The sequence below is a fragment of the Pseudochelatococcus lubricantis genome, from assembly GCF_011762225.1.
In the GTDB taxonomy this organism is placed as follows: domain Bacteria; phylum Pseudomonadota; class Alphaproteobacteria; order Rhizobiales; family Beijerinckiaceae; genus Pseudochelatococcus; species Pseudochelatococcus lubricantis.
Genome location: NZ_JAASQI010000002.1, coordinates 483958 through 503175, shown reverse-complemented (window position 1 = coordinate 503175; position 19218 = coordinate 483958). Strand labels below are relative to the sequence as shown.

The following is a 19218-nucleotide window of genomic DNA, read 5'->3' as shown; positions in this document are numbered from 1 at the left end:
ATCGCATCCGGACGCTCGTCCGGAAAGCCGGTTTTTTGAGCTTCGAGAAAACGGAACTCATGTATCGACGTCTCGAAGTCCATGTCTCCGTCATCGGCAGCGGAAAGCGGAAATGTCAGACCAGGCGGCGGACCACGGCGCGACAGACACGGGCGGGTGGAAGCAGGATCGCCTTCAGGTGCGACCTGAGCCGCGGAAAGCGGTTCGCAAGCCGACGGGCAGGCGCCGTCACCCGCCAGAAGGAACTGCGGGCGATTGCGTCATAATGCGTTTCGGCAACATGCAATTTCTTCCGCACCTCCTCCTCGCGACGTCGCAATTCTTCCTCGCGGGCGCGATACCCTTGACGCGCCCCGTCGCTTCTGGCGGCCGCCTCCTGCAGTTCCCTTTCCAGCCCGCGGATTTTGTCCTCAGCCGCCGTCAACCCGTCCCGCAGCTCCTGCTCCGCCCTCTCCAGCGCACTGACCCTGTCCCCGGCGGCGCGGGCCCCCTCCTCGGCGGCGCTCAATCCGTTACGCAGCTCCTCCTCCTGCGCGAGATACCTGTCGCACAGAAAAAGCGCTTCGTCGCCTCTGGCCGTGACCTCCTCCAGCTCCGTCTCCAACGCACGCAGGGCGACGCGCGACTCTTCCTCACGCGCGAGATGCCTGTCATGTGCCTCGTCGTTTCTCGCGGCGGCCTCCCGCAGTGTCATTTCCAGCGCGCAGGCCCTGTCTTCGGCGGCGGTCACCTGGCTCCGCAATTCCTCCTCGATCGCCCTCAGCCGCTCTCCGGCACCGTAATGCTCCCGGAAGAAGCGATCCCGCGCCTTGCAGAAGACATCCTGCAACAGCGGGGCCGTCGTGCGGTAGTAGCGGTCCCCGTCGTAAATGCAGTCCGGATAGCGGAACAGCGGACTCTCGGAAACCTTGCGCGCCTGCGCAATCATGGTTTCCCCGAAGAACCGGGGTTCGATAGAGAGCGCCTCGCCGATCTCGAAAACGTCCCTCAGGGCTTCAGGTTCGGCATAGGCGCACAGCGTTCGGAACGCCGTTTCCTCGAGCCCCGCCGAACGCAGTAGGATCTTGAAGAAAATCGGTGTGTATTCAAAGCAATGGCGGGGTTCATGCTTGAGATCGGGACTGAAGAACCAGTAGGTCCACGGCGGAGCGCCGCTCATGAACTCCTTGAGAGTCTTGTAGGACACAGAATTGGGAACCGACATCACCAGCGTGGCTTCAGCGCCCATCCGCTCTGTGATGTTCAACATGACTCCGCTGTGATCTTTATCGACGTGCTCAAGCGTCTCAAAGAACAGGATCGTGTCGAACCGTTCCTCGATCGGCCAGTCCTGTTGACCGAGATCGAAGTTGTGAATCCGGATATCGAGCCGGGTTCCCTCCATCTCGACCGTTCTGGTCACGATCGGCCGGGGATCGTCCGGCTGAAGCTCGATCCCCTCGACGTGCGCGTAACCGAGATATCGCCATGCCCAGTAGGCCATGTATCCGAAACAGCCGACGTCCAGGCAGGTGGCATCGTCCTTCTCGGCCATGGGGATCATCGTCAGCGACGCCGCCAGACGGCGACGATGGCCCAGCACGTACGTGTATTCAAGCGCGCCACCCGTGCGTCGCAAGTGCTCGATCGTTTCATCCACGATCTCATACGCCCGCTCCAGAGGCAGATAGCGCCCATGGGCCGGCGTCTCGGGAATGACACCCAATTCTGCGACGACTCGTTCGGCGAGCAATTGCTGGTTCATGGTCATTCCTCGCCTCCGATCATCTGTCGGGTCAGTGCATTGGGCTCAAGCAGGGGATGCTTCGCCCTGGCCTCCCTGTAAGCGGCGCGCGCCTCGGCCATGCGACCTGCGGAGTGGTAGTAAATGCCAAGCGTCAATATCAGACTCCACCGATTTTCATCGTATAGCGAAGTATCAATAAGTTGCCGAAGCAGGCGGACGTTCTCGTTGACATCCCGATACCACGACAGATCATGCCCGAAGCGTTCCGTGACCACCCGCGATGTAACCGGTTTCAAGCACCGGAAAGCGACGCTGCCGCCCCATTTCAACTCGACCACCTTCTCGAAATGATCCTGCAGCCGCATCATCGAGATGTGGATATGCGGATGATATTCGTGGATGAAGTCCTGCTGAATGACCAGGCCGCCGGCCATGATATTCGGAAAGAACTCCCGGACGGCGAAGTCTGTGATTGACGGCGCCTTGCAGAAATCGACTCCGAACACTTCGATTTCACAGTCATCCGGATAACCTATCTTCGTGACATCGCCGGCCCTCACATCGAGTAGATGGGCATATCCCTTCAGATTTTCCTTGAAGATCGGGAGAAAACTGGTTTCTCCGGCAAAGTCATGGTTCGGATAGTTCGAACGCAGATGCTGCAGAATGTAGTCGTCGTCGATCTCGAACAGGTCGTAGACGCGGATCGGGGCGGCGCCAACCGTCCTGTCCGCGAACTGAGGGTTGTTGCGAAGCCCCTCGATAAGAGCCGTGGTGGTTCCCCCGACGAAGCAGCCGCCATCGACGATGGCCCCCCGGAAACGGAAGTGTTTGCCGGCGTGAAAGTACAGCGCCCGATCGCCATATGTCAGCATGGCCGGGAAGGATTTGAGCTTCTCGGTCGCACCGTCCTCGTATTCCGCAAATATCTCCGCCACCTGTGCCTCGTTGACGGCGAGCGCGGCGTCTCTCCCGCTACGCGGCGGAAGCAGCTTCGGCGGCGTGGGCCTCTCCACGTGGACAACGGCACTTTCAAGGCCAAGCTTGGCGCTGTGGTACTCAATGAGGAACCGGACCGGGAATTGGGAAATGAGTGCCCGGCTGAACTCCCCGTCACGCCCGAGCGCCGACCGCCGGATCATGTCGAGCAGGTTGGAGACCATGTTCTGACTGGTTGCGGTTACGGCATCACGCAATATCTCTTTCAGGACGGCAACATAGTCAGCCATTCCATCGGGCGAGATACCATCCGTTTCGATTTTCCATATCAGGTGCCAAGCATGTAGAGCGGCGAAGTTGCCCACCTGCTCCTGCACGCTGAACATTTTGAGCCGGGCCACGGTCTCGCGCCACAGATACGCATATCGACGGACTTTTGCGGGCGACCACCCCGTGGTGGACAGGCTCCCCGGCCGCAGCCGATACTGGACCACGACGGCGGGCTCGTAGAAGACACCGTCGGATCTGAGGTACAGGAATGGCGTGTGCGCCATGTCCTCATGTTCACCTGGAGGATAATCGAGGTTCAGTTCAATATAATAGGCGCGCTCGACCAGCGTGCCCCAGGCCCGCATCGGTATATAGGCGGCGTCCGGCAGGCCGATTGCCCCGACGAAGGCATCCATGCCGCGAAGCACGCTGCCGGGGGCGCCGTGGCGCTGGCGATCGTGCATGCGGTCGTACTCGGCGGTAGAACCGTCCGGCAGCAGCCGCTCGCAACTGCCGACAACCACGCGATGACCGCCTATTTCCGCATCTGCGACCAAAGTGCGTAAGGCATCGGGCCGGGCCAGCCTGTCGTCTGAGTCGAGAAAGAACACATAGGTTCCCCGGGCGCGCCGCGCCCCGGTATTCCGTGCCGGTCCCAGGCCGCGGTTCTCCGCATGCGTGAGTATCTGCACACGCGGGTCATTCGCCGCAATGCGCTCCGCAACAGCGCGCGACCCGTCCGGAGATGCGTCGTCGACAAGCAAGACTTCGATGTCCTGCATATCCTGCGTCAGGACGCTCTGCAGACAATCCTCAAGGTACTCTTCGACGTTGTAGACCGGAATGACGACCGACACCGTCGGTACGTCGTCGTAGGCAGAGGGCAGATTGGCAGAGGAATCAGACAGCCAGACCTCAAGCCCCAACGTCTGCAAATCGAACTCGGAATGATGCTCAAGAGCCTTTTTGAATTCCGCATCTACCGTATTTTCGGAAGTGATCGCCTTAAACTCGACGGCGAATTCAGCTCTCAGCGCCGCTAGAATTTCGCTCGGCATCCTGAAATTCGAACATGAACCTGTATACTGTCCATTCTTATTATAGACCCAACGGACGATGGCTTCCGCGTGCGCGGAAGGCGTTCCTTTCGCGACAAGCAGTTCCTTGAGTTCCGACGGCGTATGGTTCAAGTGAGCCCAGTCCGGTATCGGATTCCGATCAGGGTCGGCGAAGCTGTAGATAACTTCCGAACCATTCTCACCAAGCGCCAACGGCACTCCCCCTGCGGCCGCGACCTGCCTCCGGTCTACCCAGATATGATGCCCAAGGTTGCCCGTCCAGAACGGGCAACCTTGCAGGTAGGCAATTCCCCCCGGACGCAACGCGCGCCTGACGGCACGGGCCACGCGCGCCATATCCGGAATATGCTCAAGAATTGCAATGCCATAGACAATATCGAAACCCTGTTCGGGCAAATCCACGTCGGCGACGTCGCTGACGACGAACTTGACATTGGCGGGTAGCGGCTCATCGCTACGCCAGTCGCCGATGGTCGTCGCCACGACGGAATCGGCGCCATTGGCCGCGAAAAGGCGGGCCGTGGCAAGGTGGAAATCGCAGCCGATCTCAAGGACGCGCTTCCCGCGCACATCGATGCGGTCTAAGAATTTCCTGAACTCGTCCAGTTGATAGCCCGTCGCGGTTGCCTTGACATAGGGCGGTACGACAAGTCTCGGCACCGGGCTGCACCGTTGGCGGACGAGCGGACGCCGGCGACGGCCGTCTATCGGCCCCAGCAGATCCTGCATGGCTGAATGATGGCGCTCTACATAGGCTTCATAAGCAATGGCGGTATCCTGCCGCACGGTGTCCAGAAGCCCGCGATCGACGACAAGGTCTTCTGTCAGCCTTGCAAGATCGCGCACCTCCGCAGCGGAGTGGAACCGGCTCGCGCTGCCGATGCCGGTGCCGCCGGCCACGGTTGTCATGACCGCGCAGCCATGCGCCATAGCTTCCAGCGTCTTGATCTTGATGCCTGTCCCGCCGCGCTCAGGATTGATGACCACATCGCACATCTCGAACAGCCGAGCGACGTGATCCATCCTGCCTAGCATCCGGGGCCGGGTGGCGGCGAGCAACTCCGCCGGCGCGTAATACGCAAGCGACAGCGACACGCCTCCTCCGATAAGCAGTTCGGCCCCTTCCTGCAAAAGGGGGCTCTCGCGCCAGGCCTCAAGATAGGCGATAAGGTTGTGTTCGTTGACGTAATTGCCCGATCCGATGTACCCGACCCGCAGTTTCGCGGCAGGCGGCGGCGCCTTGAACGAAATCGCCGTCGGTATCGGCCCCACGGTCACGACGTCCGCGCGTTCGCCGGCAAGCCCTCTGAAGTGATCGGCCTCATCTTCCTGCAGCGCAACGACGACGTCGGCCCTTTCGCACGCGGCCCGCTCGCCCCGATGGTCAAGGCTGACCCAACTCGCTTCGGGGTACCCCTGGGCGAGAAGCCGCCTGTTCCGATCGGCAAAACTATCATGCGTCAGCAGTATCTTCTTTGTATAAGAAGCTATGACATCGAATACTGCTGACATGAACGGATAATTGACGATCGCCACATCGTACTCGAAGCACGCCACCAGATCGGCAACACCGTCGAGCAACTCTCGCCCACACCAGTCGTCAACGTGCACATTCACGCCGTTCCGGTTGCCACCTACGAGCTGCGTGGAGACATCGATCTCCCTGTACAGATCATACTCACCGCCGGCGCGCCTTCTTACAGTCTCATCTATCGTTTCCTTATCTATTCCATAGTATAATACGTGAATACGATAGTCAGCCTCTTTCAGATATGCGAGCCACTGACGCATGAGGGCTGAATTTCCCTCAAACTTGAGGGGATGAAAGCTGGTCACGAACAACGCAACCTTCTCTCTCGGCCGGCGATCGTCCTGAACGGCCTCCAGAAGCCGCTCAGCGGAAAGCTGTGAGGCCGGTGTCTCACGGCCAACCCAGAGATCGCAGTCTTCCTTCTTTACAGGAAAAGCATCGCATCGCTCGTAGTAGGGCAAGAATTGCACGCGATCCACGAGACCGCTTTCATCGAGATAGTTCCAGACCGAAAACGGTTCCGCCGGATCGCGCCGCCCGGCGAGAACCAGATTCACGTCGTCCCTTGTATCTGATAGCGTTTTGAACGCATATAATAATTCTTTAATTGGATATTTTTTTAAATTTAATGGTATATCGGCGCATATAAACTTTATTGAATTCAAATCTCCTCTTTTTAACACGGATTCTCTCCTGATAACAACATTATGATACAGCGAAACTATGTTATACGTTCTATCAAAAATGGCAAAAATCGAGTATCATCATTTTATTCACCTGACAAGACATCGTCAGTTGCGTATTTATCATATATTTTTATAAACTATATATTCTGAAATTAACTTAAATAAAATTATTTTAATGTTTTCACATATTAAATTATATTGATGAATTTTATTTATTGATTTTATAATTTAGCGCATGGGATACTTATATTGTAAAATAGCATTATATAACTTCTATTATTTTTGGCTGTCGTGCGGAGAGAACTGCGAGCGGATACGCACCTCTCCCTCACCTCACCCCCCCTTTACAAAGTTCATTTTATGTTCTATTTAAGGGCTATCTTTGTTCGAGAACGCAGGGCGCACAATGGCTTGCCTGGAAGCTGACGGCATCGTGGAAGAGGGACGGCGCGGCGCACTTCCGCCGGGCGACGAGCCTCTGCCGCCTGGTCCGCGGCTGCAGCACGGGCGCGGCGCGGTATCGAATCCGACTGGCCGGTACGAGCCCGCGCAACGCGAGGCGATGGACGACGGCTGGGGCGAGCCGGACGAGCTGCCGCCGCTCAGGACCGAGGTGCTGGTCGACAAGGCGCGCACCGTCATCACGCGCAACGCCTCGCCCGACATTCCGTTCGACCGCTCGATCAACCCCTATCGCGGTTGCGAGCACGGCTGTGTCTATTGTTTCGCGCGCCCCACCCATGCCTATGTCGGGCTTTCGCCCGGGCTCGACTTCGAGTCGCGGCTGTTTGCCAAGCCCGATGCCGCAGTCCTGCTCGAAAAGGAGCTGTCGAGGCCCGGCTACACACCACGCACGCTCGCCATCGGCACCAATACCGATCCCTACCAGCCGATCGAGCGCCAGTACCAGCTGATGCGCGGCATTCTCGAAGTGCTGGGGCGGATGGGGCATCCAGTCAGCATCGTGACGAAATCCGCGCTCGTCACACGCGACATAGACCTGCTCGCGCCGATGGCGAGCCAAGGCCTTGCCTGCGTCGCGATTTCGGTGACGACGCTAGACGGAAAGCTCGCGCGCACCATGGAGCCGCGCGCAGCAGCACCCCACCGGCGGCTAGCGGCGATACGGCAGCTGGGCGAGGCGGGCATTCCCGTCTCCGTCATGGTCGCACCGATCATTCCGGCCATCAACGACAGCGAGATCGAGACCATTCTCGAAAAGGCGCATGAAGCCGGCGCGCGGGAAGCGGGCTACGTGCTGCTGCGGTTGCCGCTGGAGGTACGCGATCTCGTGACCGAATGGCTGGTGACGCATTACCCTGACAAGGCGAGACATGTCCTGTCGCTCATCCGCTCCATGCGTGGCGGCAAGGATTACGATGCGCGCTGGAACGAGCGCATGACGGGCACCGGCCCCTACGCGGCACTGATCGCCCGCCGTTTCGAACTCGCCATGCAGCGTATCGGCTACCTCAAGCGCCACCCGCGGCTGCGCACGGATCTCTTCCGCGGCGCGCCGAAGGCCGCCGAACAGTTGAGCCTGTTCTGATGCGCGTCCTGTGGCCGTCAGGCCTTCCCGCGTTCCTTCAGAAAGGCCTCGTGCGCACGCTTCAGCTCGCCGGAAAGGCCGGCCGCGATCAGGGCCCGCGTCTCCGCGACGCCGTAGAGCGCGATGAAGGAGCCGAAACGCGGGCCGCGCTCCTCACCGAACAGGATGCGGTAAAGCGTGGAAAACCATGTCTGCGAGACGCCCGGACGGCCGTCCGGGCTTTTCGTCTTGCCGCTGGTATCGGGAAAATGTTTGCGGCCGACTTCGTAGACAACGTTCTGCAGCGCCTCTGCGTCGGTGGAGCCCGTCTGCTGCGCGAGTTCGGCGGACAAGTCCTCCAGCGCATCCAGCTCCGCGTCCGTCGGGTCGGCGTAGTTCTTGGCCGGCTTCACGAAGTCACGGAAGTAATTAATGGCATACCCGACGAGCCGATCGAGCTGCGGATGGTTTTCCGGCGAGGTGCCGGGTGCGTAGCGCTGGATGAAGCCCCACAGCACCGTCTTGTCCTCGGAGTTGGCGACGGCGGCGAGGTTGAGCAGCATGGCGAAGCTCAACTGCGTGCCGCGCCCCTCGTCCGAGGGCGCGCCGATCGTCTCGGGCGCGGGCGGGTTTCCGGCATGGATGTGCCAGACCGGGTTGCCCAGCCGCAGCTTCCATTCCTGCCGCCCGTAATTGGCGAGGAAGGAAAGATAGTCGTCGACGTGGCGCGGAATGACGTCGAAATAGAGCCGTTTGGCCTCGCGCGGCTTGTTGTACATGAACAGCGCGAGACTTTCCGGCGTGCCGTAGCGCAGCCATTCATCGATGGTGAGGCCATTGCCCTTCGACTTGGAAATCTTGGTGCCGTGCTCGTCGAGGAACAGCTCGTAGTTGAAGCCTTCCGGCGGTTCGGTGCCGAGCACGCGGGCGATCTGGCCGGACAGCTTCACCGAGTCGATGAGGTCCTTGCCAGCCATTTCGTAGTCGACGCCGAGCGCCGCCCAGCGCATCGCCCAGTCGGGCTTCCACTGCAGCTTGACGTGACCGCCGGTCACCGGCGTCTCGAAGCGCTCCTGTGTCTCGGGGTCGCGCCAGACGATGGTGCCGGCCTCCGCGCGCACCTCATCCACCGGCACCTGCATCACGATGCCGGTCTTCGGGTGGATCGGCAGGAAGGGCGAGTAGCTCTGCGCCCGCTCGGCGCGCAGGCTTGGCAGCATCACTTCCATCACGGCGTCGTAGTGGCGCAGCATCAGCAGCAACGTCTCATCGAAAACACCGCTGCGGTAGACCTGTGTCGCCGAACGGAATTCGTAGTCGAAGCCAAAACTGTCGAGAAACGCCTGCAGCCGCGCGTTGTTGTGGGCACCGAAGCTGTCGTGGGTGCCGAAGGGATCGGGCACCTGTGTCAGCGGCCGGCCGAGGAAGGGGATGAGGCTTTCCTTGTTGGGAATGTTGTCCGGCACCTTGCGCAGGCCGTCGAGGTCGTCGGAAAAGGCGACGAGGCGCGTGTGAACGCGGCCCTCCGTCAACACCTGGAAGGCGTGTCGCACCATGGAGGTGCGCGCCACCTCGCCGAAGGTGCCGATGTGCGGCAGGCCGGACGGACCGTAACCGGTCTCGAACAGCACATCCTTCTTGCCGGTCCGCCCGATGCGCGCCACGAGTTTGCGCGCTTCCTCGAACGGCCAGGCGGCCGAGATCTGAGCTGCCTCGACAAGCGCGGGATCAAGGTGGAGCGGGGCAACCATGGGTTCACTCTTTCGACATTGGACGACACGAATCCGCCCGCGCGGCGCCGATCGGATGCCGGTCGGGCGGACGGAAGGCGGATCAGGGGCGCAGACAGTAGGAATTGTGCGCGGCAACGTCAACGCGGCAGGTACCCCTTCACCGCGATTCAGGACGCCGCCGACCGGAATTTGGGCTTTCCCGCGGCGATTTTGTCGATATCGTGTGCCGTTGCGCCGCGGAACGGGTTAGTTTCGCGCTTCATTCGGCTTCGTGGGGAGAATCGCCATGACCAGCAGGTACCAGTCCTTCGATGATCCGGCCGCTGCCGCACCGCCCGGCGCGCGACCGGGAGCGGAGCGTCTGGCCGCCCTCCGCCGCGTGCTGGCGCAGCACGGCCTTTCCGGCTTCATCGTACCCCGCGCCGACGAGCATCAAGGAGAATACGTCCCGGCGGGCGAGGAAAGGCTGGCGTGGCTGACGGGCTTTTCCGGCTCCGCCGGCACCGCGGTGGTGCTGGAGAATGAAGCCGCGGTAGTGGTCGATGGGCGGTACGTCATTCAGGTTCGCGAGCAGATCGACACCACTCTCTTCGCGCCGGTCGCGCTTGCGCAGACCACGCCGGAGCAATGGATCGCCAGCCACCTGCCCGAAGGTGGCGCGCTCGGCTATGACCCATGGCTGCATACGGACGGGCAGGTCCGGCGGATGGAGAAGGCCGTCGCGGAGGCGCGCGGCACGCTTGTGGCGGTCGCTGAAAACCCCCTCGACGCCGTCTGGAGCAACCGTCCGCCGCAGCCACGCGCGCCCGTCCGGCTGCATCCGCTTTCGGTCGCCGGCGAAACCGCAGCCAGCAAGCTGGCACGCCTGCGCGAGCGGCTCGCGCAGGCAAAGATTGACGGGCTGATCGTCAGCGATCCGCACAACATCGCGTGGCTGTTCAATATTCGCGGCAGCGACGTGCCTCACACGCCGATTGCGCTCGGCTATGCACTGGTGCCGGCGACGGAGAGGCCGACGCTGTTCCTCGCGCCCGACCGCTTCGACGAGATCACGGCGAGCGCCGTCAGTCAGGTCGCGGACCTGGCACCGGCGGGTACTGCGCCCGAGGGGCGTCCCCTCGGGGCGCGGGAGGCGCTGGCCCACGCCATCGCCGGTCTCGTGGCACGCGCGGGAAAGGCCGTCTGCATCCAGATCGATTCCGCGACGGGCGCCTTCGCCCTGCAGCATACCGTCGCCAACGCCGAGGCCCGGTTCCACATCGCCGACGACCCGCTGACAGCGCTCAAGGCGGTCAAGAACCGGCGCGAGATCGAGGGTGCGCGCGCTGCACAGCGGCGGGACGGCACCGCCGTGACGCGGTTCCTGGCCTGGGTGGCGCGCGAGGCCCCCTCCGGCAAGCTCACGGAGATCGATGTCGTCGAGGCGCTGGAAGGCTTCAGGCGCGACACCGGTCTGCTGGTGGACATCTCCTTCCCGACCATCGCCGGCGCGAACGAGAACGCCGCGCTGCCCCACTACCGCGTCACCCGCGCCGGCAACCGCCCGGTGACGCCCGGCATCCTGCTGGTCGATTCGGGCGGGCAATATGTCGACGGCACCACGGACATCACGCGCACGGTGGCGATCGGCACGCCGTCGCCCGAATTGCGGGACCGGTTCACGCGGGTCCTCAAGGGCCATATCGCCGTCGCGACCGCCGTCTTCCCCAAAGGCACATCCGGCACGCAGATCGACCCCTTCGCCCGGCGTCCGCTCTGGGAAGCGGGGCTCGACTTCGACCATGGCACCGGCCACGGCGTCGGCTCCTTCCTGTCGGTGCACGAGGGGCCGCAGCGCATTTCCCGGCTCGGCGGGGTCGCGCTCGAAGCCGGCATGATCCTGTCGAACGAACCCGGATACTACCGCGAGGGGCATTACGGCATCCGCATCGAGAATTTGCTGGTCGTCGAGGACCGGCAGGTGCCGGGCGCGGACCGGCCCGTCCTCGGGTTCGAAACCATCACGCTCGCGCCCATTGACCGCAGCCTCGTTGCCGTGTCGCTGCTGAGCGACGGCGAGCGCGCGTGGCTCAACGCCTATCACGACCGCGTCCGCAACACGCTCGCGGCCCATGTCGACGACGAGACGCGCGCGTGGCTTGCCAGCGCGACGGCGCCCCTCTGATCTGTTTATCAGCATACAGGACTTGCGTGGACGATGGTCATGTTTCCCAAACGGCTTGTAGACGGTTACCGCTCATTCCTCGACGGACGCTTCACCAGCGAGCGGTCGCGCTACGCGGTGCTGGCGGAGAGCGGACAGAGCCCCGAGATCATGGTGGTCGGCTGCGTCGATTCGCGCGTGTCGCCGGAGGTCATTTTCGATGCCTCGCCCGGTGAACTGCTCGTGGTGCGCAACGTTGCCAATCTGGTGCCGGCCTATGACACGGACCGCGATTCGCAACATGGCACGAGTGCGGCGCTGGAATTCGGTGTCCAGGCCCTCAAGGTGAAGCATATCGTCGTGCTCGGCCACGCCTCCTGCGGCGGCATCAAGGCGTTCGCGGACGAGAGCAAGCCGCTTTCGGCGGGCGACTTCATCGGCAACTGGATGTCCCAGATCGCACCGGCGGCAAACGGGCTAGGCGCGCGGACGGGGTATGACGGAGCGGATTATCTGCGGCGCCTCGAACTGGCGTCTGTGGCGCTGAGCCTCGATAACCTGCTGACCTTTCCCTTCGTCGCGCGGGCGGTCGCGGGCGGCGCGCTCACGCTGCACGGCGCCTATTTCGGCATCGGCAGCGGCGAACTGCTGGTGCGCGACCCCGCTTCCGGCGCATTCGAGCCGACCGTGGAGGCCTCCGCGTTGCTCCCCCGCTTTCGCTGCACCTGATACCCTCCCTCGATCGAGGGAGGGGCAAGGACAGGCGTTGATATGAGTCATCCAATCACAAAACGGGTGCCGTTCTCTGGATGAATTTGAGGCGAAAGCAAGGGGGCGGAACCGGCGCAACGTCCGCTCAGTCAGGGCGCAGGCTCGCGAGCGTTTCCGCGAAGGCGGGGTCGCTGCGCCGCACGTCGCGGATCAGGTGGCCTTGCGCCATGACGACGAGGCGGTCGGCGGCCTCCGCCTCGCGCCGCACGTGGGTTGCAATCAGCATGGTGCGCCCACCCGTTTTTGCCGCGCCATGAAGGCGTCGCAGCACGTCGCGCGCTGTCACGGCGTCCAGGCCTTCGGTCGCCTCATCGATGAGCCACAGGGGATCGGGGCGCAATAGAAGGCGCGCGAGCGCGAGCCGGCGTGCCTGCCCGCCCGAAAGCCCGAGGCCGCCCTCGCCGAGGCGCGTGTCGAGGCCGGAGGACATCCGGCGCACGCCGGCAGCGAGCCCCGCGTCGTCGAGCGCCTGCCAGAGCAGCGTGTCGGATGCGGCGGGCGCGGCGGGCGCGGCGAGACGCAGGTTGTCGCGCAGGCTGTCCTGAAAGAGTTCCGTGCGCTGTGGCAGCAGCGTCAGGGGCTGCGCTCTCACGGTGCCCGTGCGCGGCTGCAGTTCCCCGGCGAGAAGCGCGAGCAGCGTTGATTTCCCCGCGCCGCTCGGGCCGACGAGGGCGACGACCTCGCCTTCGGATATCGTCAGAGACAGGTCGTCGAGGACGGGGCAATCCGCGCCGTCATGGAAGAACGTGACCCGTTCCAGCGCAAGCGCCAAGCCGGGCGTGGGCCGCGCGGCGGACGCCGCCGCCTCCCCCGCGTCCGCCAGTTGCGGGCCGAGCCGGCGCGCGGAGAGCAGCGTGCGTCCGAGTTCCAGCGCGCCGCGTTGCAGACCTGCGAAGGGTTCGAGCGCAGCGAGCGCGACGAGCAGCAGCAGCGCCGCCACAGGCGCGCCGATCGCACCGCCTTCCACCAGCACGCCGACCGTTAGCAGCATCGCGGTAAGGACGGAGGTCGAGACGAGACCGAAGCCCGCGGCCGAATACGTATCGAGACGATGAAGGGCATCGTCCGCCACGCTCAGCCGCCCGTCGGCCGCCAGCACCCGCTCGCACTGTGCCGCGAGCTGCCCGGCCATGACGAGTTCCGTCTGCCCGGAGGAAAGGTCGATGGTGCGGGCGCGCAATGCCTCCAGCGCGAAGGCGCGCAGGCGAGCCTGCCGGCGGCCGGCGCGGGCGACCGCAAGCGGAATGCCGAGCCCGGCGGCGAGCAGCGCCACCGCCAGCGCCAGCCCCGTCCAGGCATGGGCAAGCGCGACCGCGCCCCCCGCGAGCAGCGCCGTGGCGATGGCGGCGACCGCAGGCACGATCACGCGCAGATAAACCGAATCCAAGGCATCGACGTCCGCCGTGAGCCGGAAGAGCAGCGTTGCCGGGCGCATCAGCAGGCGGCGGGCCATGCCGGGCCGCGCCCAGCCGCGAAACAGCCGCTCGCGGATCGTGGCGAGGATGGCGAGCGTCGCATCGTGCGTCGTCAGCCGCTCGCCGTAACGCCCGGCGGTGCGCACCAGCGCCAGCAGCCGAACGCCGGCGGCGGGCGCGAACACGTCGAACGCCAGCGCGGTCGCCGGCAGCAGCCCGGCAAGCGCGGCAGCGGCGATGAACCAGCCGGAAAGGCCAAGCAGGGCGACACCGGCGAGCATCGTCAGCGCCGCGAGCACGACGCCGAGCAGCAGCATCCGCCGTTGTCCGGCCCAGAAAAGCGCGAGGATGGGGCGCATGTCGCGCCAGCCGCCCCGGATCATGACGCCTCCCGGCCCGCCGGCGCGGCATCGCCGATGCGCACGACACGATCCATGCGCGCGGCGAGCACGGGATCGTGAGTGGCGACGATCAGTGTGCGCCCCGCGGCCGATTGCAGCAGGCCCGCCGTGACCTCCGCCGCCGTCATGGAATCGAGATGGGCCGTGGGTTCGTCGGCAAGGATGAGATCGGCACGCGGGTCCGCCGCCGCCCGCGCCAGCGCGAGCCGCAGGGCTTCGCCGCCGGAAAGTCCCGCGCCCGCCTCGCCGACAATGCACGTCGCAGCCCGGTCGCCGATGGCACATAACGTGAGGGCGCGCGCCACGTCCGCCCGCCCGATCCGGTCGCGGTCCAGCGTGACATTGCGCGCGACGCTGCCGGCGAAGAAATGCGGCTTCTGCCCGATCCAGGCCATGCGCCCGCGCAGGCTCGCCGCCGTGTCGCCGGTGAGCGGCATGCCGCCGACGGCGATCTCGCCCGTCCGCGCACCGGCGAGCCCGGCGATCAGCGCCAGCAGGGTGGATTTGCCCGCGCCGCTCGTGCCCAGCAGAGCGACCTTCTCGCCGGCCGCGACATCGAGCGAAAAGCCGTCGATGACGTTTTCGGCATCTCCCGGATAGCGGAACGCGAGATCGCGGACCGCCACGGCGGGCGGCAGGGCACGCGCGCCGGTGTCAGCGGACGCACGCGCGGCGACGAGCGCGCCGGGCAGGAGCATCGCTCCGTCTCCCTCCCCCGCCAGCCCGCGCAGGGCGCCGAGAGCCGCCTCGCCGGCGGCACGGTCGTGCCAGACGGTGGCGAGTTCACGCAGCGGCTCGAAGAAGGTAGGCGCCAGCAGCAGGATGAACAGTCCCTCGCCCAGCGTCAGCTTGCCGCCCCATGCGCCGAAGGGAAACTGCCCCAGAAAATGGAAACCGACATAGACTGCGATCAGCGCCACGCCGAGCGCCGAAAACAGCTCCAGCACGGCGGAGGACAGGAAAGCGATGCGCAGCACAGCCATCGTGCGCTCCTTCAGCGCGACGGCGGAAGCACGCAGGCGCAGTGCAGTAGCCTCCGTGGCGTGCAGCGCGCGGATGGTGGTCATGCCCCGCAGCCTGTCGAGCAGGAAGCCGTTCATGCCGCCGATCTCCAGCATCTGCGCCTCGCTGGCCTCCTTCGCGCGCAAGCCGATCAGCGCCATGAAGAGCGGGATCAGCGGCGCGGAAACCAGCAGGACGAGCGCCGCCAGCCAGGACAGCGGCAGGACGACGGCGAGGATCGCGGCAGGCACCAGCGCGGTACGCAGGCGCACGGGCCGATAGCGCGACAGATAGGGCAGCACGGCCTCGGCCTGTTCGCCGATAGCACTCGCCGCAAAACCGGAAGCGGGCTTCTCCCGGTCGACCGGCGACCGGCGCGCGATGGCCGTCACCGCCCGCGCACGCATCGCCGCGAGTTGCGCCCGCGCGGCACGGAACGTCAGCCGGCTGCCCGCCGCGTGGACGAGCGCGCGCAGCGTGCCCAGCAGGAAGACGGCCGCCGCCGGCAGAACCACCGCCCGGAAGCCCGCACCCGCCGAGAGCTGCTGCACGGCCCACGCCAGCGCCGCGGCCTGCGGCAGCCAGAGCAAGGCGGCGCCCGCCTGCATCCAGGCGCCAAGGCCAACACCGGACCGTCGCGACCTGTCATCGGGAACGGCCGCCTGCAAATCAGCGGCCGCTTGCGTGCTTTCTGGCGGGCGTCCCTTCACCGGGTTTTCGTTTTCTTCGCTTCGTCGTCCATCAGTTCATACCACATCGCGTTCAGCACCGCGAAGGCGGCCGCCAGCGGCAGGCCGAGAAGCCATGCGAAATACCACATCGTCGTTCCCCCTTCAGTAGGCGTGTCCGCCGCCCTCTACCTCTTCCCGCCCGACCTTGCCGCGCAGGATGCTGTAGACCCATGCCGTGTAGGCGAGCACGATCGGCAGGAAGAGCAGGCTGATGCAAAGCATGATGAACAGCGTCTGGTGGCTCGACGAGGCGTCCCACACCGTCAGGCTTGCGCCCGGCTGCTCGGTGGACGGCAGGATGAACGGGAACATCGAGACGCCCACGGTCGCGATGACGCCGAACGCGCTCACCATGCCGGCGGCCAGCGTGACGATCTCCCGCTTCGAGCCGATCAGCGCCCATACGACGAGCGGCCCGAGGAAGCCGAGCGCGGGCGCGATCAGCGTCCACGGATAGGCGCCGTAGTTGGCGAACCACGCCTGCGCCTCGCGCTCCACCGTCTTCAGCAGCGGGTTCGACGGGCCGGCCGGGTTGATGACGCTGGTGATCACGTAGCCGTCCACGAAGAGCCACAGCGCGACGCCCCCGAGCGCGAAGAGCGCGATCGTCGCCAGCGCCGCGCGCTTGCCGTACGAGACGGCGCGCGCCCTCACCTCGCCCTCCGTCTTCAGCGCCAGCCAGGTTGCGCCGTGCATGGTCAGCATGGCGACGGAGACGAGGCCGCACAGCAGCGCGAAGGGGTTGAGCAGGCCGAAGAAGGTGCCGTCGTAGAAGATGCGCAGGTCATCGTCGATGCGGAACGGCACGCCCGCCAGCGTGTTGCCCACCGCCACGCCGAAGATCAGCGAGGGCAGGAAGCCGCCGATGAACAGCGCCCAGTCCCACGCCGAGCGCCAGCGCGTATCGTCCAGCTTGCTGCGATATTTGAAGCCGACCGGCCGCAGGATCAGCGCGAACAGGATGGCGAACATCGCCAGATAGAAGCCGGAGAAGGAGACGGCATACAGCTGCGGCCACGAGGCGAAGATGGCGCCGCCGCCCAGGATGAGCCACACCTGGTTGCCCTCCCACACCGGGCCCACGGTGTTGATGACGATGCGACGCTCCACGTCGTCGCGCCCCACGAAGGGCAGCAGGATGCCGGTTCCCAGATCGAAGCCGTCCATCGCGGCAAAGCCGATCAGGATGACGCCGAGCAGCACCCACCAGATGACGCGCAGCGTCGGATAGTCGATCAGTTCATGCAGAATCATCGCTGTCACTCCGCTGCGACGAGATTGGCGGGAACGAGCGGCGCCGGCGCGCCGTGGTCGGCCTCCGGCCCCTTGCTGATGGCGCGCAGCATCAGCTTCATCTCGATGATGAACAGCACCGTGTAGATCACCGAGAAGCCGCAGATGGTGATCAGCAGCGTCGTGATGCCGAGATCGGACACCGCGACCGCTGTGGGCAGGATGCCCTCGATCGACCACGGCTGGCGGCCCGTTTCGGCCACCACCCAGCCGAGTTCGGCGGCGATCCACGGCAGCGGAATGGCGGCGACCGCGACCCGCAGCAGCCAGCGGCGGCGATCGAGCTGGCGCGTGGCGGACAGCAGGAAGAAGGTCGCCGTGAGGAGGATGAAGAAGAACCCGAGCCCCACCATGACGCGGAACGACCAGAACAGCGTCGGCACGTGCGGCACCGTATCCCACGCCGCGCGGGCGATCTGCTCGTCCGTCGCGAGGCGCGGATCATCGACATAACGCCGCAGCAGCAGGGCATAGCCGAGCTGGCGGCCGTTCTGCTCGAAAGCGGCCTGCGCCTCCGGCGGCACCGGCTCGCCCGGTTTCACCGCGCGGATTTTCTGCAAGGCGTCATAGGCGACAATGCCGTTGCGGATATGGCCCTCGGCGCTCCTGACGAGGTCGTTGATGCCGGGGATTTCCGTGTTCAGCGAGCGGGTCGCGATGAGGCCCATGACCACAGGAATGCGGATGGCAAAGTGCGTCTCGCGCGCCTGCTGGTCGGGAAAGCCGAACAGCGTGAAGCCGGCCGGCGCGGGCTCGGTCTCCCACATCGCCTCCATGGCCGCGAGCTTCATCTTCTGATGCTCGTTGGCGAGATAGCCGCTCTCGTCGCCCAGCACGACCACGGAAAGCGAGGCGGCAAGGCCGAACGAGGCCGCGACCGTCATCGAGCGCTTGGCAAGCTCCGGCACGCGGCCCTTCAGCAGATACCACGCGGAGACGCCGAGCACGAAAAGCGAGGCCGTGACATAGCCGGCAGAAACCGTGTGCACGAACTTGGCCTGCGCCACCGGATTGAAGAGCACGTCGGCGAAGTTGTCGATCTCCATGCGCATAGTCTGCACGTTGAACACGGAGCCCACCGGGTTCTGCATCCAGCCGTTGGCGATCAGGATCCACAGGGCCGAGAAGTTGGAGCCGAGCGCCACCGCCCAGGTCGCGGCGAGATGCCCGACCTTCGACATCCTGTCCCAGCCGAAGAAGAACAGGCCGACGAAGGTCGCCTCCAGAAAGAAGGCCATCAGCCCTTCCGCCGCCAGCGGCGCGCCGAAGATATCGCCGACATAATGGCTGTAGTAGCTCCAGTTCATGCCGAACTGGAATTCCATCACGATGCCCGTCGCAACCCCCATGACGAAGTTGATGCCGAACAGCGTGCCCCAGAACTGGGTCATTTGCCGCCAGATCGGGCGGCCCGTCATCACGTACACGGTCTCCATGATGGCGACCAGCACGGACAGGCCGAGCGTCAGCGGAACGAACAGAAAGTGATAGAGTGCCGTCAGCGCGAACTGGAAGCGCGAGAGCGATACGATGTCGAGTTCCATCTTTCCACGCCGGTTGCCCGGCGTCCTCTCAATCTCCGCACAGATGACGGGAGATGCCCGTTGGCTCCGCGGATTCGGCCAACGGATGCGAATTGGCCCCAAGGGTGCTGCCTAAAGATTACGAAACGCAAAGGACCATATCACGAATATTATTACAACAATAATAAATGTAAAATAAAAAATGATATAGTTGCAACATGCAACTATATATCCGAGTTTTACTATGAAAAAACGCATTAGAACGCCAAACGTTCTGACGGAATCAGACCGTGCGCTCTAAATCTTATATTTCACCGCAACTTTTATTCAATTCGATGAATTGACTTGAATGCAGACTGCTCCAGAATCTGTCCTGTTTACGTTGAAACAGGACAGATTCTCGATTCCTTATTTTGAGCGAATTCTGATCGATCAGATGGTTCCATC

At 64.1% G+C, this 19218-nt stretch carries 11 protein-coding genes; 3 read left to right on the top strand and 8 right to left on the bottom strand.

Annotated elements, in window-relative coordinates:
• Nucleotides 1-115: 115 nt before the first annotated feature.
• A complete protein-coding gene (locus tag FHS82_RS06265) occupies nucleotides 116-1750 on the bottom strand; it encodes a methyltransferase domain-containing protein (protein WP_166949931.1) in 1635 nt (544 codons plus the stop codon).
• Nucleotides 1747-6102 carry a glycosyltransferase gene (locus FHS82_RS06260; protein ID WP_166949927.1) on the bottom strand — a complete coding sequence of 1452 codons (4356 nt, stop codon included), beginning with the start codon at nucleotides 6100-6102 and terminating at the stop codon, nucleotides 1747-1749. Before FHS82_RS06260 ends, FHS82_RS06265 begins: the two co-directional genes overlap by 4 nt.
• A gap of 535 nt (nucleotides 6103-6637) precedes the next feature.
• Between FHS82_RS06260 and FHS82_RS06255 the strand changes: the two genes are divergently transcribed.
• Complete coding sequence (locus FHS82_RS06255) at nucleotides 6638-7780, top strand: PA0069 family radical SAM protein (protein WP_166949925.1); 1143 nt, start codon at nucleotides 6638-6640, stop codon at nucleotides 7778-7780.
• Between the two features lie 17 nt (nucleotides 7781-7797).
• Here the strand turns inward: FHS82_RS06255 and FHS82_RS06250 are convergent, their stop codons facing one another.
• Nucleotides 7798-9510, bottom strand: a complete 1713-nt coding sequence (locus FHS82_RS06250) for a lysine--tRNA ligase (RefSeq protein WP_166949923.1) — start codon at nucleotides 9508-9510, stop codon at nucleotides 7798-7800.
• Nucleotides 9511-9778: 268 nt separating this feature from the next.
• Here FHS82_RS06250 and FHS82_RS06245 point away from each other — a divergent pair, with 268 nt between their 5' ends.
• Together FHS82_RS06245 and FHS82_RS06240 are read left to right on the top strand one after the other, a co-directional pair.
• On the top strand, nucleotides 9779-11656 hold the full coding sequence (locus FHS82_RS06245; protein WP_166949921.1) for an aminopeptidase P family protein: 1878 nt from the start codon (nucleotides 9779-9781) through the stop codon (nucleotides 11654-11656).
• A 39-nt stretch (nucleotides 11657-11695) separates the two neighbouring features.
• The gene (locus FHS82_RS06240) at nucleotides 11696-12364 is read left to right on the top strand and encodes a carbonic anhydrase (protein ID WP_166949919.1); all 669 of its coding nucleotides are present in this window, start codon (nucleotides 11696-11698) and stop codon (nucleotides 12362-12364) included.
• 127 nt (nucleotides 12365-12491) lie between these two features.
• On the opposite strand, the gene cydC is transcribed toward FHS82_RS06240, so the two are convergent.
• The 5 genes from cydC to FHS82_RS06215 are packed head-to-tail and all read right to left on the bottom strand — an operon-like array spanning nucleotide 12492 to nucleotide 18792.
• Entirely contained in the window at nucleotides 12492-14201 is a 1710-nt protein-coding gene (gene cydC / locus FHS82_RS06235; RefSeq protein WP_377700213.1) for a thiol reductant ABC exporter subunit CydC, read from the bottom strand.
• Complete coding sequence (cydD, locus tag FHS82_RS06230; RefSeq protein ID WP_377700210.1) at nucleotides 14201-15934, bottom strand: thiol reductant ABC exporter subunit CydD; 1734 nt, start codon at nucleotides 15932-15934, stop codon at nucleotides 14201-14203. The genes cydC and cydD overlap by 1 nt, the downstream gene beginning before the upstream one ends.
• Nucleotides 15931-16044 carry a cytochrome bd-I oxidase subunit CydX gene (gene cydX / locus FHS82_RS06225; protein ID WP_166949914.1) on the bottom strand — a complete coding sequence of 38 codons (114 nt, stop codon included), beginning with the start codon at nucleotides 16042-16044 and terminating at the stop codon, nucleotides 15931-15933. Before cydX ends, cydD begins: the two co-directional genes overlap by 4 nt.
• 13 nt (nucleotides 16045-16057) lie before the next feature.
• Nucleotides 16058-17209: a cytochrome d ubiquinol oxidase subunit II gene (cydB, locus tag FHS82_RS06220; RefSeq protein WP_166949912.1), complete on the bottom strand. Its 1152-nt coding sequence runs from the start codon at nucleotides 17207-17209 to the stop codon at nucleotides 16058-16060.
• A gap of 5 nt (nucleotides 17210-17214) precedes the next feature.
• The gene (locus tag FHS82_RS06215; RefSeq protein ID WP_166949910.1) at nucleotides 17215-18792 is read right to left on the bottom strand and encodes a cytochrome ubiquinol oxidase subunit I; all 1578 of its coding nucleotides are present in this window, start codon (nucleotides 18790-18792) and stop codon (nucleotides 17215-17217) included.
• Between the last annotated feature and the right edge of the window lie 426 nt (nucleotides 18793-19218).